Genomic DNA, 15,468 nt, shown 5'->3' on the forward strand with positions numbered 1-15,468 from the left:
AAGGCATCCCCCAGCAGCGCGATCGCAGCGGCTTTCGAGCGGCTCAGGCTCTGCATGTAGCCACAGGCTTCCGCGAAGCGGTACACCGTCACCAAGGCGGTCACCATGACCCACTCCCAGCCGCGCCGGCCATCGGGGTTGTCCCCGTCGGCATGACCGGTGGGGGCACCGGTTTCATCGACATAGACCACCGGCTGCTGACGGGCAAAAGCAAGGGCCTCCTGAATGGGCTGCTCCAGCGCCGCGCTGATCCGCTGGCGGATGGTGGCCATCGCTCCACGGCTGTAGACGAAGTCTTCTCCGAAGGAGTACTGCACCCCCAGCAGCTGATCCAGCAGCGCCTGGGTCTTGCTGAAACTCAACGGGAAGGCACTGCCCAGCAAACCCACCAGAGCACTGAGCCGGGGGCCGTAATGGCTCGCTTCCACCTCCGCCGGTAACGAGGCACAGGTGCTGGTGGAACAGCAGGGGCACACCAACCGGTGCAGCCGGTGTTCGATCACCACTGGTGTGATCGGTGGAATCTCGATCACCTGATGGCGCAGCGGCACTGGATCCACGCCTTCCAACAGCTGACCGCAACGGCGGCAAGCCTGGGGGTGGTGCTCCACCACCTCATCCACCCGCTCGATCGGCAGCAACTCCGGCCCAGATCCGGGATGGCCCGGCTGGCCGCCGCGCTTGCGACCACTGCCCTTGCGCCGCTCTGGCGGCTTAAACCCCGGCCTATCGCTGGAGGGAGGCTTGGAGGAGTTGCGGGAGCTGCGGCCGATCCGCTCGCGCAGATGGGCCAGTTCAGTCGCCAGGGCGGTGAACTGGATGCGGAGCTGCTCGATCTCCTGTTGTTGCCTCTGGCACTGACTGACCAGCTCAAGAAATCCAGCCTTCACTCCCACCGGGGTGGCGGCCCAATTGGCTTCTGAAATCCCGGCCGGTGGGGTGGTCATCGCAAGGAGTCTCTGACTGAGATGCAAACGGGAATCAGAACGCCGACAAGGGTTCAGCAGAGACCAAGTTCGCCGCGAGCTGCCCCGACCCCTGAACGCTTACAGCTGCCCATTGCTATTGAGTCATAACCGACTGGCCTGGGCTCCATAACCCTTGCCGCAGAGAGGCGAAGACTTTGCCGGATCTTTGGCAGAGATTATCCGGGAATGGCCGTGTTCGAGGCCAGCCCCCACGGGAACATTATTCGAGCAATTGTTAAGAAGGCTAAAGATTTCACGCCGAGGTAAATCAATCGGTAGCGTGCGCAATAAGCCACTAAGTGCCAGAGAGATGACTCCTCAGGTCCAGGTTACTCTTACATCCGATCTGCAGGCTTATCTTGCAAATCTTGCATCCATATCTTCGGTAGACCCTAACTCTCTCATCAGCATTAACTTCGGGGGTGGCACAGGTTGGAACTTTGGGCCTACTAGTACACTGTCGCCCAATACATGGTATTCACTGTCTGAACTGCTGAGCTCGTCGTCCTACGGGGTCACACAGTCTGGGGCGACATTCACTTTCCCTGCGACTGGCACGGGCACGACCAATGGAGCTCCCAACGGTGGAGTCATTCAGTTCTCCATTGCAACAGCGTCAAGTGCTCCCAAGACGGGTGTGGCCAATCCTGGAGTTCAGGATATTCAGGTGTACAAGGGCTCGCCTTTTTATGCCGTTGCTGGAGTGGAAGCGGCTTATGATCCTAATTCTAACCCGGGAGCGCAGCAGGATGCTGATATCTCATTTATTAATTATGGTTTGACTCCGATCCAAATTCAGGGGCTGCAAAGTGACGGCACTCTGAATCCTAATCAAGTCATTGATGCCGGAATTAATAAGGGCTCGGCTCTGTATACCAATGCTTATTATTCGGCGCTCACTGCGGGTGACAATGCCCAAAACGCCCAGGGTACTGGCAATATTGTCCCTCCCGCGAACCAAGGCGTCTCGGGAACGCCTGGCTCAATCTATACTAATTATCAAAACTATCTGATCAGTGTTGATAGCAGCAATACGTCAGGTGTTGCCCAAGGCGATGTCTGGATAAATTATACCGATGGTGGGGCGACTCCAGGCACGCAGGTGGACGCCTATGCCCAGCTCTATGGTTTTGACGACTCAAATCCCGACGATGGTTATATTATTCTGTCGGGCACTGCTACTGCTACAAATCTTCCCTTCTCGGCACTTTTGCCTTGGAGCGCGGACACTCTTGCGACGCTGGGGCTGTCCCCATCCACAGCATTGTCAACATACCTAGAAGAACCTGCGGCCATCAATAACAATGGTGCTTCGCTCCTCTTTGTAGATCAGGCTTTTGACTTTTCATCAGACGCTCCCGGCACGTTTTTTGCGAACGCGACAACGATCAATAACTCTGGCGCCGCGAATGAATGGACGACGCTAAATAACTCGGGGGCGCAGGCGGTGGGAGATCTGATGTATATGATTACATATGGATATCTTGGTTCTTCGGTTTCAGATAATGGCCAGATGTTCATGGCTGGCAGCAATGGAATCAGTTTCGCGGAGGTCTGGCCAGTTCTGACTAACACGACGAATGGAGGAAGCGTTGTCAATGACGGCACCCCGGCCCCCAGTACGCTGGGGGCAATGCCGTCTTCGGCGCTTTACTTCAGTAAATCAATTGACTCAACACAATACACAGCTCCGGTTTTCAGTGGCTATTGGGGTGCATGGGCTCAGCCACAGGCTGCACAAAGTGGCGCCGAAGACTACTGGAACCAATATGCGTTCCTGTTGAAAGGTTATATACCTGATCAGCTTAAAGACTTTAGCTCTGATCCTAGCAATCCCAGTGCTGGCATTCCCAAGAATGCGACGAGCCAGCCTTTGCTCGACCTTGGTGTTTATACGTTCGCGATGGATGATCGGCTAGCCCAGGCCACCATAGATGCGACCAATGGAATAGCCATCACCCTGGATGCTCCATTCACTGGGGCAGCTGGTATCGATCCATGGCCAAGCCCTGCACCGACACCAACGCCTACTCCAACCCCTACGCCGACACCTACACCAACGCCTACTCCTACTCCTACTCCAACCCCTACGCCGACACCTACACCAACGCCTACTCCGACGCCAACTCCAACCCCTACGCCGACACCAACCCCTACGCCGACACCTACACCAACTCCAACTCCAACGCCGACACCAACTCCAACTCCAACTCCAACCCCAACCCCAACCCCAACCCCTACGCCTACACCAACCCCTACTCCGACGCCTACTCCGACGCCAACTCCTACACCAACGCCAACCCCTACTCCTACGCCGACACCAACTCCAACTCCAACTCCAACCCCTACTCCTACGCCGACACCAACTCCAACTCCAACTCCAACTCCAACTCCAACCCCTACTCCTACGCCGACACCCAGTCCAACTCCTCCTCAGCCCCCCTCGCCAACGCCTGATGACATCGTATCGGGAGATATCATCATCACTGTGTATGACGTGCCCAATAGCACGAGAGTCGCTGACCTAAGCAGTTTGAATGTCAGTCAGAATTCGGGGGTTACCAATGTAGTCTTTACCCAGTCATTCGACAATGTTGCCATTATTATTGAAAATGGAGGTATAGGCGTCTTTCGGACAGAGGCAAGTGATCCGATCACTGGTGCACGCGTATTCTTTCTTGAGGGTGGAAGTCTGACATTCCGTGATGGATTTAACTTTGTCGATCAGGGCGTTTTCATGAGCGATGCTGGCGACAGGCTGGAGTACAGGGACAACGCCATCAAGCGTGGACTGGTTGAGCTTGGGGAGGGAGGGGATAAGGTGATCTTTAGAGATGGATCCCTCAAGGGGATTGAAGTCCTCTTCGGGGATGACACGTCAAAGGACTTTGCAAAGTTTGTTGGTTCCGCCAAGGTCAAGGGTGTTGCCGTGAGGGAATTTGGAATTCAAGACAAGGTAAGAATCGACAAGAAGACTTACTCGTATCAAGATCTTGCTGATCTGGCCGGCGGCAAGGGCGTCGTCAAGATTGAAGGTATACGTATATTTTTGGCGGAGGCTTCGCCGCCGGTTGATTCGGTAAGTCCATTTGCTTCTGCTGCTTTCCCGCCGCTGTCCGTGTCTGGTGATGCTTTGGCTCCCTTGCCGCCGGTCTTGGCTTGAACGCAGGGGAACTTCGTTTGGCGGATTCGTGGGGGTCTGAAGAAGGCACTGCCCGACTGCAGACCCCATCGTCCATCACTCCTTCAGCGTCTGCGCTCGCGCTGCACCACACGCCGGAACAGACGGTAGCCCTTGCGCACCCCATCCAGCACGGCGGCCGGGGCCCGCAGGCGCAGTGGCGCGATCAGGGGGCGATAGAGCCGGTGATAGGCCCAGCGCCGGTCGCGCCAGGCCCAGCAGGGATCCGGATTGAGGAAGTCCGAGATGTCCACGATCAGGCCCCGGTCCTGATGCAGCATCCCGTTGCGGTCGTGTACATCGTGGGCGTGGAGTCCGCGGCTCACCGGATAGGCGAGAGCAGCGTCGATGTCCTCGATCGGCTGGGGTGGGATGAACACCCCGGCGCGCAGGCAGTCGTACAGGGTGATGCCCCGCAGGCGCCGCAGCACCAGATAGCTCTCGCCCACGTGAAAGCAGCGGGAGAAGGCGGGATCTTCCCCGATCCGCCGGTACACTTCCGCCTCCTGCTCGATCCCCGGCCGGTCCGGTGCGGGCGGCGTAGTTGCCGCAGCCGATCACACCCCAGGGCTCCGGCAGGTTTGCCACCCGCACCGGATCGTGGGGATCCACACACCGCACGTCCAGCTGCGGCAGGAGCTGCTCTTCCACAAGGCCCAGCAGATCGTGGATGCGATGGAAGGCCGTGGGTCGTTCACCGAGCGCTCTGCTGCGGGGAGAACCTCGCTGGCACCCATCAGGGCGCCGGCACGGCCGGGAGCTGGGGGGTCACATCCACCAGGGCGAAGCTGGTGTCACCCCAGCCATCCGCTGGCAACAGTGGTGGTGCGCTGGGTCCCGGTGCGGCAGCCGGCCCCGCCGCGAAGGCACCCTCCGTCCAGGCCAGAAGCAGGCCACGCAGGGGGCCGCCTCCGTCGGCTTCGATCGAGCGAAGGTTGAAATGATCTCCCCCCTGGGCCAGCACAAGGCGATGGCCACCGCCGGTGTTGCGAGCTTCCTGGGCCATCGGTGTGATTGCCTCGGGCCCTGCCGGTACCACCCAGTCCTTGCTGCCGCTCACGAGCAGGACCCGCCCATTCATCGCCTTGCCTGCACCGACATCAAACAGCAGGCGCATCGGCGGGCTCACCGCCACCACGGCCGTAACCCGGGGATCAGCCCCGCCGGCCCGGTTCGCGCTGGTCAGGAAGCTGCACTGGAGCACCCAGCTGAGGTTGCGAGCCGGATCCCTCAGGTTCTCGCAGGAGCGGCCCAGCTGGGTGGCGCTGGGCCGGGCCCCGGCCAGCTGCAACACCGTGGTCGCCCCCCACGACTGACCCATGGCCACCACCTGATCCGTGCGCACGGGGGCCGGCAGAGCGAGGCTGCCGGCGTCGCCGGCATCGATCGCCGCTGACACATCCAGGGGGCGCAGCCGCAGGTCGTCGGGGTTCGGCGGTGGCACTCGACCGGCGAGCATGGCCTGCTGCTGGGCCTGGTCGCTGCCGGGATGGCGGGGCAGCAGCACGGTGTAGCCGTGGCTGGCCAGGTGGGCGCCCCAGCCCTCGAAGTTCACCGGATCGTCCCAGAGTCCATGGGAGATGACCACCAGACGGCCGTTGCCACTGCTGCTGGGCGCCATCGTGATCACCTGGACCGGCTCGGGGCGGTGCGAGACGGGGATGGCCACCTGCTGGCGGATCGGCTTGAGAGGCCCTGGAAGGCTGAGGGCCGGATCGATGCCGGCCGGTTTGCCGCTGCTGATCAGGCTTTCGGCGGGTTCCTGCTGACGCACCAGCCGATCAAGTCCGAACACCGCCTGATCCAGTTCGATCGAGGCGCTGCGTCCGGGGAGCACCTCAAGCACATCCAGCAGGCTGAGGTGGCCCTTGGCGGAACGTCGTTCGAGCGTCGCCACGATCTGCTCAGGATCGGCAGGGGTCTCCAAGCCATCGACCCGCACCAGTGCCTCCAGAATCAGCAGCACCTGACGCATCAGGGGCGAGCCCGCCGACTCCTTGGCGATGGCACCGACGGGAATGGGCAGGGGGGCCTGAAGCAGGGAGATCAGCCGGCTGCCGAACTTGCCATCGGTGGCTTGGTTGAGCTGGGCCAGGTCGCTGGTTCCGGTCAGCAGGCTCTGGGGATCACGCAGCTCCGCCACCCGCACACTGACGCTGGTGTCGACCAGGGGAAGGCGGATTTCAATCAGCTCCAGGGCCTTGGCCGGTGGAGCCAGCATCAGCCCGAGGGCGAACAACGGGATCGGGCGCAGGAGCGGCATAGTGAGATGGATGGCAGGACAGGCAACCTGCAGGGGAGCCAGCAGACCTTTCAGTCTCTGGAATGGGAAGAATCTGGCATGGCCTCACGCGGCCAGGGCCGACCAGGTGTTGCTGGACCAACCAAGCCAGATGTGCGCAATGAAAGGCGAGCCTGACGCACACTGGAGTCAATCGTTCCTGCGCCTCAAGCAGTGGCCCCAGACAACGGCCACAGGATCAGTGAATCAGTTCATCGGATTCCACGTCATGATTGACCACAATCCTCAGATACGGAAGATTCTAGGACCTCTGGCGGCAACGGTGATGGCGTTGGCGCCGGCAGCTGCCGAGGCGGCTCCCTACGGCACCTGGCTGTCCCAGCCTCAGATCTGGTTTCATTCCACCAAGGGCAGTCTGAGCCAGGTCATGGCCCAGATCCGCAGCGAAAACTATCAAGTCGTCTTTCTGGATTACCGAAAAGTATCGGATTCCATGCAACAAGAGGTTGCGCGAGAAGCCCGACGCCATGGTCTGATGCCCGTGGTCTGGGTGCAGTCACCCCAGTATCGCCGCATGAGCATTCGAGACCTGGTGGTTGAAGCCCGCCACGCTGACGGAATTCAGGTGGATGACCATTTTTTCGCAAATTACAATCAGTCAGACTTTTATGTGCTGCGAAGGGCCTACACAAATCCCATTTTCTGCAGTATTCAGCCCTTCCAGGCCGGCTTGGCTCCACACGGTGGGTGCAATCAATTGGATGTGCAGTGCTACACGCCCGAGACGTTCCAGAACTGTGTCAAGCTCGCGGACAAGATGGGCGCCGTCGTGAGTTTATCCACGGCGAACACCCTGAGTCGTCAGGCAGCACTTGGTGGGCGACGGTTTAATACGTTTCTCTGGCCTGGCCTGAGAGACTGAAGAACTGAACAGAGGGCTGAGCTGAAGAGTTGAGCTGAAGAGATGAACTGAAAAGCTGAACTGAAGAGCTGAACCGCAGAGCTGAACTGAAGAGATGAACTGCAAAGTTGAACTGCAAAGTTGAGCTGAAAAGAAGAACTGATTCAATTGGACCTGGCTTCCAGTCGGGCCCTGCTGTTGGCCGTCGTACAGAAGTGCCTGGCCCGGCGTTCCACCGCTACGACCCCAGCCTCGATCCCACCACCGCCTCCACCCCGTGACCTCCCTGCTCCAACGGCTGCCGCGACCGGCTGGACTGCTGCCGCTGCAGCCCCATCAGCTGGCCGCCGATGTGCTGGCCGGGCTCACCCTGGCGGCCCTGGCGATTCCTGAGGTGATGGGCTACACCCGCATTTCCCAGACCCCTGTGGTGACGGGGCTTTACACCATGTTGCTGCCGATGGTGGCCTTTGCGCTGCTGGGCGCCTCGCGGCATCTGGTGGTGGCGGCGGACTCCGCCACCGCGGCCATCCTGGTGGCCACCCTGGCCGGTGTGGCGGCACCGGGTTCGGCCCCCTATGGGGGGCTCACCATGGCGGTGGCTCTGGTGGTGGCGGTCTTTCTGTCGCTGGCAGCTGTTCTGCGGCTTGGCTTCCTGGCCGACTTTCTGTCCCGCAGTGCTCTGATTGGACTGCTCTCCGGCATCGGCGTGCAGGTGGCGGCTGGCGAGCTGCCTGGTCTGTTCGGTCTGACCAAGCAGGGCCATGGCGCCCTTCAGCAGATCCTCTCCGCGTTTGCTCGGCTAGGCCAGAGCAGGATCGACCATCTGCTGGTGGCTGTGGGGGTGATAGCTGTGATCGTGGGATGCAGGCGGCTCAACCGGCGGCTTCCCGGTGCCCTGATCGCTGTGGCTGGCTCGATCCTCGTCAGTGGGCTGCTGGATTTTCCCGGCAAGGGGCTCGACGTGGTGGGCACCGTTCCCGGCGGTCTCCCCCATCTGGTCGTTCCAGTCGTCCGTGCGTCCCAGTGGAACGCTGTGCTGGTCAGTGCCGCCTCCTGTTTTGTGGTGATCCTGGCCCAGAGCTCCGCCACGGCCCGGGCCTATGCCCAGCGCTACCGGGAACGCAGTCTGGAAAACCGGGATCTGGTGGGGCTGGCTGCCGCCAACCTGGCCGCCGGGCTGAGTGGCACCTTCGTGGTGAACGGCAGCCCCACGAAGACCGAGATCGTCGATTCTGCCGGCGGGCGCAGTCAGTTCGCCCATCTCACGGCAGCAGCGGTCGTGCTGTTGGTGCTGCTGTTCTTCACCAGGCCGCTGGCGCTTCTGCCGGCCGCCGTGCTTTCCACGATCGTGTTTCTGATCGGTGTGAAGCTGATCGACTCGAAGGGCCTTCAGGAGCTGTGGCATCTGCAGCGCAATGAATTCGTGATCGCCGTGGCCACACTGATCACCGTCGCCCAGGCCGGTGTGATGCCGGGCATCACGCTGGCCGTGGTGCTCTCCCTGATCGAGCAGGTTCGCCACACGTACCGCCCCCGCACGTCTCTGTGGACTCCGAATCAGGACGGCACGGCCCTGTGCACGGTGCCGGTCAGCCCCGGGGTGCTGGCTGCGCCAGGGATTCTGGCCTACCGCTTCGAGGCCAACCTGTTCTATGCCAATGCCAATCGCTTCACGCAGGAATTGATGGCGATCACCAGTCAGCCGGATGCCGTGATCCGCGGCCTGGTGGTGGATGCCTCCGGCATTGATGATATCGACTACTCCGCTGCCAAGGCCCTGCTGGAACTGCGTGACGATCTCAGCCAGGCAGGGATCCAGATTGCCCTGGTCACCAGTTCCACGGCCATGCTGGAGGAGCTGCACCGATTTGGCATGGGGATGGGATATGGAGACAACAGTGTTGGCATCTATGCGACAGTGAAGCAAGCGATTCACGCACTATCTGCACGTCTTGGCGCAATGACCTGACCTGCAGGGCTGCCTGTCAGGGCTGGCGTTTGCTTCAAGGCCTGCATCAACAATAACTTTGTGGCCCTGCTCCATCGAGATCGCCCATCACCCCATAGGTTGGATGTCAGGAGTGGTTGGAACTAAACCCACCATGAACAAAGATCAGAAGGCACTGATCCAGCGAGCCAAGAACTTCGCCAAGCCCTACCTTGTCGAAGATGGAGAGTCGTTCCGGCTCAGGGATGTTGACCCCGGCGACACGCTCCATTTCGAACAGGAAGACAAACCCCAGGCCAAGGAAGCCCTGGCGCTGGGCGTGGAGCTGCTGGCGGCGTTTCAGGACATGCTCTATGCCCAGGACCGATGGGCATTGTTGCTGGCTTTTCAGGCCATGGACGCCGCCGGTAAGGACGGCACCATCAAGCATGTGATGAGCGGGGTCAACCCCCAGGGCTGCCAGGTCACCGGCTTCAAAGCCCCCTCAGCCCTGGACCTGGATCACGACTTTCTCTGGCGCTGCAATCTCGCTCTACCCGAGCGGGGGCGGATCGGCATCTTCAACCGCAGCTACTACGAGGAGACCCTGGTGGTGCGTGTCCATCCCGAACTGCTGCACCACCAAACGCTGCCGGAGCAGTTGATTGGCAAGCAGATCTGGAATGAGCGATTCCGCGACATCCGGCACTACGAACAATACCTTTCCAGCAACGGCATTGTTGTGCGCAAGTTCTTTCTGCACCTGTCCAAGAAAGAGCAGAAGAAGCGCTTTCTGGAGCGGCTTGAGACGCCTGAAAAGAATTGGAAGTTTTCCGCAAACGACATCAAGGAGCGCGCTTACTGGGACGACTACATGAAAGCCTATGAGGACATGATCCGAAACACTGCAACCAAGGCCGCTCCTTGGTATGTGGTGCCAGCCGACAACAAGTGGTTCACGCGGATCGTGGTGGCGGCAGCGATCATTGAGACTCTCGATTCACTGGACTTGAAGTATCCTGTGGTCAGTGAGGAGGCTCGTCAGCATCTCGAGTCCGCCAAGCAGCAGCTGCTCAATGAAGACAAATCCTGACCCTGACCCTGTCTCTGAAGAGCTCCCCCCCTCCAATCATGAAGACCATGGCGATCAGGCTCCACAGGCTGGCTGGTCTGAAGCTGAACGTGAGACTTTATCAGGAACAGAAAAAAATCCTGGACGGGCTTTCTGATCATGGATCTTCGCGATTCCCTTGATGGAGCTCAACCATGTACGCCACCCGTCACACCCTCAGCTGATCCAGCACTGAGCGATCCTCCAGGGTTGAGGTGTCGCCGCTCACCTCCTCACCAGCTGCCAGGGCCCGCAAAATCCGGCGCATGATCTTGCCACTGCGGGTCTTGGGCAGGGCATCGGTGAAGCGGATCTCATCGGGCCGGGCGATCGGGCCGATCTCCTTGCCCACATGGCGTCGCAGTTCGGCGATCAGGGCCTCGTCGCCCTGGCGGCCGGCATCGAGGGTCACGAATGCCACGATGCCTTCACCCTTGAGCTCGTCAGGGCGGCCTACCACCGCCGATTCAGCCACGGCCGGATGGCTCACCAGGGCCGATTCGATTTCCATCGTGCCCAGCCGGTGGCCCGACACATTGATCACGTCGTCGACCCGGCCCATGACCCAGTAGTAACCATCGGCATCGCGGCGGGCGCCGTCACCGGCGAAATAGAGCCAACTGCCATCGGCCGGGCGAATGTGCTCCCAGTAGCTCTTGCGGAAACGCTCCGGATCACCGTGCACCGTGCGCATCATCCCGGGCCAGGGACGCCGCACTGCCAGGTAGCCGCCTTGATCCGGCCCCTGGGACTGACCCTCCAGATTCACAATGTCGGCCGCGATGCCCGGCAGGGGCAAGGTGCAGGAGCCCGGCTTGGTGGGGGTGGCGCCGGGCAGGGGGCTGATCATCACGCCGCCGGTCTCGGTCTGCCACCAGGTGTCCACCACCGGGCAGCGGTCGCCGCCAATCACATCCCGATACCACATCCAGGCCTCGGGGTTGATCGGTTCCCCCACGCTGCCGAGGATCCTGAGGCTGCTCATGTCGTACTGGTCGGGCACAGCGCGGCCGTTCTTCATGAAGGCGCGGATGGCGGTCGGGGCTGTGTAGAAGATCGTCACCTTGTGCTTCTCGATCACCTCCCAAAAGGCCCCTGGCTTGGCGGGGCGTGGAGCGCCCTCGTACATCACCGTGGTGGCGCCATTCGAGAGAGGCCCATAGACGATGTAGGTGTGACCAGTGATCCAGCCCACATCCGCCGTGCACCAGTGGATGTCGTTCTCGCGCAGATCAAAGATCCACTGAAAGGTGAGGTGGGCCCAGAGGTTGTAGCCGGCGGTGGTGTGCACCACTCCTTTGGGTTTGCCGGTGGATCCTGAGGTGTAGAGCACGAACAGGCGGTCTTCACTGGCCATCGGCTCAGCGGGGCAGTCGCGGCTCTGGCCCTCGACCAGGTCGTGCCACCACTGATCACGGCCGGCTGTCATCGCCACCTCCTGGCCGGTGCGCCGCACCACCAGCACCTGCTCCACGCTTGGGCAGGCACCATCGAGCAGGGCCTCATCCACGGCTGGTTTGAGGGCCACGGCCTTGTCCTTGCGGAAGCCGCCATCGGCGGTGATCACCGCCTTGGCGGCGCCATCGTTGAGCCGATCCCGCAGGGCATCGGCGGAGTAGCCGCCGAACACCACCGAATGGGGGGCGCCGATGCGGGCGCAGGCCAGCATGGCGATCGCCGCCTCCGGCACCATCGGCATGTACAGGGCGACCAGATCGCCCTTGCCGATGCCGACCGCCTTCAGGGCATTGGCCGCCTGGCATACCGCGGTGTGCAGTTGCCGGTAGCTGAAGCGGCGCACATCGCCGGGCTCTCCCTCCCAGATCAGGGCTGTCTTGTCGGCCGTGGGGCCGTCGAGGTGCCGATCGAGGCAGTTGAAGCTGAGGTTCGTGGTGCCCCCTTCAAACCAGCGGGCGAAGGGAGGGTTGCTCCAGTCGAGCACCGTGTCGAAGGGCTCGAACCAGTGCAGGTGCTGGCGCGCCTGCTCCCCCCAGAAGGCATCGGGATCGGCCTCGATGCGAGCCACCAGGGCCTCGTAGGCCTCCATGCTGCCGATGGCGGCCGAAGCGGCCAGCTCCGCTGGCGGCGCGAAGACCCGCTGCTCCTGGAGCACCGATTCGATCGTGGTTTCGCCCATCGCACCCAACCTGCCGGCCAGATGGCATTCAAGCGAGGCGGCCCGAACGAAGCCCGTGGGGTGACACGCTTGTTCAACTGTGCGGCAGCAGGCAGCAGGCAGCAGGCAGCGGCTGCAGGCTTAGGCAGCGGCTGCAGCGATGCGACCTCAGGCGCGAGGATGCGCCCATGGGTTCCCCTGCCGCCTGCCTGTTCGACCTCGATGGTCTTCTTCTCGATACCGAGCCGCTGCACGGCCGGGCCTGGCGCGAGGCGGCCCGCCATTTCGGTGGGGACCTCTCCGAGGCCCAGCTTCTCGACCTGCGTGGCAGGCCACGGCTGGATTGCGCCGAGCGGGTGCGATGCATGCTGCCGCAGCCGGTCAGTGTGGAGGCCTTGCTGGCGGTGCGTCAGCCGATCGCGGAAGCTCTGCTCGGCCTGGCCCCGCCGATGGCCGGTGCCCCCGCGCTGGTGCAACGTTGCCACCAGCTCGGCATCCCGATGGCCCTGGCGACCAGCAGCGCCGAGGCCTCTGTGGCGATCAAGGCCGCTCCCCATCCCTGGCTTTCGTTGATTGTGGAGCGGGTGTATGGGGACGATCCGCAGCTGCGCCAGGGCAAACCGGCGCCGGACATCTTCCAGCTGGCTGCTGAACGCCTGGGGGTGACTCCCGGCGACTGTTGGGCCTTCGAAGACTCCCTGGCCGGTTGCCGCTCTGCCCTGGAAGCCGGCTGCCGCGTGCACGTTCTGGTGCCACCGGGATCCACCTGCACGGCCTACCCTGCCGGTGTGGTCTGCCTGACATCTCTGGAGCAAGTCGATCTGCCCTGAGCGTTCTCTGCCGCGGCTGCTTCTCTTTCTGGTCCCGCTGATGATGATCGGGGCCTGCGGGCTGCGCCTTGCGTCGTTCTTCCCTCCCAGTGATTTGATCCTGCCCTCGGTTCCGCCTGATCAGCAGGTGCGCGGCACACTCTTCTCCACCCATCACGATCGGGTGTCACCCGGTTGTTCCTGGGGGTACTGGTATCTGCAGCACAGCAAGAAGGTCTGGTTCAAGGTGCCGGATCCGGACCGGGCCCGGCAGAAGCGGCCCGTGTTCACCTACCAGGGCAGTCCGATCCTGCACGTGAGCCAGGTTGGGGCCGCTCAGGGGCGCCATGTCTACGCCGGCCGGCCTCCGGTGGTCTGGGGTGATTACGTGGGCTATGGCTGGGCCAAGGGTCCGCAGGACACCAACCTGTTCATGGAACTCTGGACGCGCTGGACCTGGTTGCACCCGGAGGCCTGCGGCCGGCCGGACTGGTTCCGCGTCGATCTGTTCGCTCCGCCAGCTGATTCAGCTGACGTCACAACACAGGCCTCATCTCCGCAAGCATCCTCCTGATTCCTGGCTGGTTCTTACTCCAAGCCAATGCATTCAGCTGAGGGAGTGTTCCAGCACCAGCACGTTGCCGCCTTCGGGTAGCGCGTCGTAGCGGATCGACCAGCCGAAATCCTGCTGCAGTTTGCGCAGCATGATCAGGCCCCAGTGAGCATCACGCACCGGCAGGATCGGCAGGCCGTCGTCATCAAGGCTGGGAAGATCCTCGGCGCCATCGGCAGAGTCTGGGCCCTCTTCCGGTTCGCTCCAGGCGGCTTCCAGGTCAAACGGGCTGCCCTGGTCGCGGATGCAGAGCCGCAGGCTGCCGCTGACGCATTCGAGGCTCACCACCACCTCCGGTGGCGGCACCAGTGCCACATGGGCGTGACGCACCGCGTTGGTGAAGGCCTCCACCAGGGCTGTCTGCGCCTGAATCCACAGCATGGGATCGATCTCGGCGGGTTGATGGTGCTCGAACCAGTCGAGCAGCTCAGGGATGGCATCGAGGTGGCTGGCGAAGCGACGCTCGCCATCGCCGCCGCGGCCTGGGAGAGCCATGGATCAGGCGGCTCCGGAACGCTTGCTGAAGATCACCAGGAAGGTGCGCACGATCAGCTTGAGGTCATAGGCCAGGCTCCAGTTCTCCTGGTAGCGCAGATCCATCTTGATCACGTCTTCGAAGTCGAGAACCTTGGAGCGGCCGTTCACCTGCCATTCGCCCGACAGTCCCGGCCGCACATCGAGCCGCTGCCAGTTGGGAACGGCATAGCGGTCGACCTCGTCTGCGGTGGGCGGTCGGGTGCCGATCAGGCTCATGTCGCCGATCACCACGTTCCAGAACTGGGGGATCTCATCGAGGCTGGTGCGGCGCAGGAAGCGCCCCACCCGCGTGATCCGGGGGTCGTTCTTGTTCTTGAAGAAGGGACCGCTGGCCTCGTTCTGCACCGTATCCCGCAGGGCTTCGGCATTCACCACCATCGAGCGGAACTTCCAGAGGCGGAAGCGCCGACCCATCCAGCCCAGCCGCACCTGGCTGAACAGGATCGGCCCTGGGCTGTCCAGCCGGATCGCCAGGGCAATGAAGGGGAAGAGCAGGGCGGTGACCGCCAGCCCGATCAGCCCGCCCACGATGTCGATCAGGCGTTTCGGCGCCGACCGCACCGAGGGATGGGTCACCGCCGGCCGCTCCTTGGTGTTCACCGCCTGGGTCGGGTTCACGGCCTCGGTGCCTGAGGCCAGCGGTATCACCTTGTCCAGGCCCGCCAGCGAGAGGGCCAGCTTCACCTGGGTGCCGGCGCTCCAGGCCTCCACCGGCACCGAGCGTGAACGGGCCTGCTTGAGGTTGGTGATCAGGGAACCGAGCCCGCTGCTGTCGATCAGATCGGTGCGGCTGAAATCGAGCACCACCCGGCGCGTCAGTGGGTGCTGGGGCAGCAGCAGCTCCAGGCATTGCCGAAAGGGCACCGCCACCGCCACCGTGAAGCGCCGCGGAAATCCCAGCACCAGGGTGTCGCGGTGGGATGTCACCGAGACGGCACTGCTGGGGAAATCCGAAGGGGCCTCAGGGGTGGTGCTGGCCATGGCAGTCGGAGGAGATGGATTGAAAGTGTTGGTGTTGAGAGGCCGTGGGGTGAAGACGGTGCTGGAAAGAGTCTGGCGG

The 15,468-nt window shown here is 62.2% G+C and carries 13 protein-coding genes; 7 read left to right on the forward strand and 6 right to left on the reverse strand.

From position 1 onward, the window contains the following. Nucleotides 1-947, reverse strand: a 947-nt coding sequence (locus KQ310_RS13445; RefSeq protein ID WP_259722242.1) for a DUF6444 domain-containing protein, incomplete at its 3' end; no start/stop codon positions are given. A 2,019-nt stretch (nucleotides 948-2,966) separates the two neighbouring features. On the opposite strand from KQ310_RS13445, the gene KQ310_RS13450 reads away from it, so the two are divergent. Together KQ310_RS13450 and KQ310_RS13455 are read left to right on the forward strand one after the other, a co-directional pair. After that, nucleotides 2,967-3,425, forward strand: coding sequence for a hypothetical protein (locus KQ310_RS13450; protein ID WP_259722243.1), 459 nt, complete (start codon nucleotides 2,967-2,969; stop codon nucleotides 3,423-3,425). Between the two features lie 40 nt (nucleotides 3,426-3,465). After that, nucleotides 3,466-4,131, forward strand: coding sequence for a hypothetical protein (locus KQ310_RS13455; RefSeq protein ID WP_259722244.1), 666 nt, complete (start codon nucleotides 3,466-3,468; stop codon nucleotides 4,129-4,131). Nucleotides 4,132-4,214: 83 nt separating this feature from the next. Here the strand turns inward: KQ310_RS13455 and KQ310_RS13460 are convergent, their stop codons facing one another. Both KQ310_RS13460 and KQ310_RS13465 read right to left on the reverse strand, forming a co-directional pair. Further along, the gene (locus tag KQ310_RS13460) at nucleotides 4,215-4,646 is read right to left on the reverse strand and encodes a hypothetical protein (protein ID WP_259722245.1); all 432 of its coding nucleotides are present in this window, start codon (nucleotides 4,644-4,646) and stop codon (nucleotides 4,215-4,217) included. Between the two features lie 239 nt (nucleotides 4,647-4,885). Beyond that, complete coding sequence (locus tag KQ310_RS13465; RefSeq protein ID WP_259722246.1) at nucleotides 4,886-6,412, reverse strand: dienelactone hydrolase; 1,527 nt, start codon at nucleotides 6,410-6,412, stop codon at nucleotides 4,886-4,888. 139 nt (nucleotides 6,413-6,551) lie between these two features. Between KQ310_RS13465 and KQ310_RS13470 the strand changes: the two genes are divergently transcribed. The 3 genes from KQ310_RS13470 (at nucleotide 6,552) to KQ310_RS13480 (ending at nucleotide 10,315) form a co-directional block, all read left to right on the forward strand. Beyond that, nucleotides 6,552-7,313: a hypothetical protein gene (locus KQ310_RS13470; protein WP_259722247.1), complete on the forward strand. Its 762-nt coding sequence runs from the start codon at nucleotides 6,552-6,554 to the stop codon at nucleotides 7,311-7,313. A 256-nt stretch (nucleotides 7,314-7,569) separates the two neighbouring features. Further along, nucleotides 7,570-9,264, forward strand: coding sequence for a SulP family inorganic anion transporter (locus tag KQ310_RS13475; protein ID WP_259722248.1), 1,695 nt, complete (start codon nucleotides 7,570-7,572; stop codon nucleotides 9,262-9,264). Nucleotides 9,265-9,397: 133 nt separating this feature from the next. After that, nucleotides 9,398-10,315 (forward strand): polyphosphate kinase 2 family protein, encoded by a 918-nt coding sequence (locus KQ310_RS13480; protein ID WP_259722249.1) that lies wholly within the window; start codon nucleotides 9,398-9,400, stop codon nucleotides 10,313-10,315. A gap of 187 nt (nucleotides 10,316-10,502) precedes the next feature. On the opposite strand, the gene acs is transcribed toward KQ310_RS13480, so the two are convergent. Next, a complete protein-coding gene (acs, locus tag KQ310_RS13485) occupies nucleotides 10,503-12,470 on the reverse strand; it encodes an acetate--CoA ligase (RefSeq protein ID WP_259722250.1) in 1,968 nt (655 codons plus the stop codon). Nucleotides 12,471-12,637: 167 nt separating this feature from the next. Here acs and KQ310_RS13490 point away from each other — a divergent pair, with 167 nt between their 5' ends. Together KQ310_RS13490 and KQ310_RS13495 are read left to right on the forward strand one after the other, a co-directional pair. Then, the gene (locus KQ310_RS13490; RefSeq protein ID WP_259722251.1) at nucleotides 12,638-13,279 is read left to right on the forward strand and encodes an HAD family phosphatase; all 642 of its coding nucleotides are present in this window, start codon (nucleotides 12,638-12,640) and stop codon (nucleotides 13,277-13,279) included. Between the two features lie 127 nt (nucleotides 13,280-13,406). Continuing rightward, complete coding sequence (locus KQ310_RS13495; protein ID WP_259722252.1) at nucleotides 13,407-13,832, forward strand: hypothetical protein; 426 nt, start codon at nucleotides 13,407-13,409, stop codon at nucleotides 13,830-13,832. 33 nt (nucleotides 13,833-13,865) lie between these two features. Here KQ310_RS13495 and KQ310_RS13500 read toward each other — a convergent pair whose 3' ends face one another. Both KQ310_RS13500 and KQ310_RS13505 read right to left on the reverse strand, forming a co-directional pair. Beyond that, complete coding sequence (locus KQ310_RS13500; RefSeq protein WP_259722253.1) at nucleotides 13,866-14,366, reverse strand: ATP-binding protein; 501 nt, start codon at nucleotides 14,364-14,366, stop codon at nucleotides 13,866-13,868. A gap of 3 nt (nucleotides 14,367-14,369) precedes the next feature. Next, a complete protein-coding gene (locus tag KQ310_RS13505; protein ID WP_259722254.1) occupies nucleotides 14,370-15,389 on the reverse strand; it encodes a sugar transferase in 1,020 nt (339 codons plus the stop codon). Nucleotides 15,390-15,468 lie beyond the last annotated feature (79 nt).

This window comes from Synechococcus sp. CS-1328, assembly GCF_025128095.1.
GTDB lineage: Bacteria > Cyanobacteriota > Cyanobacteriia > PCC-6307 > Cyanobiaceae > CBW1002.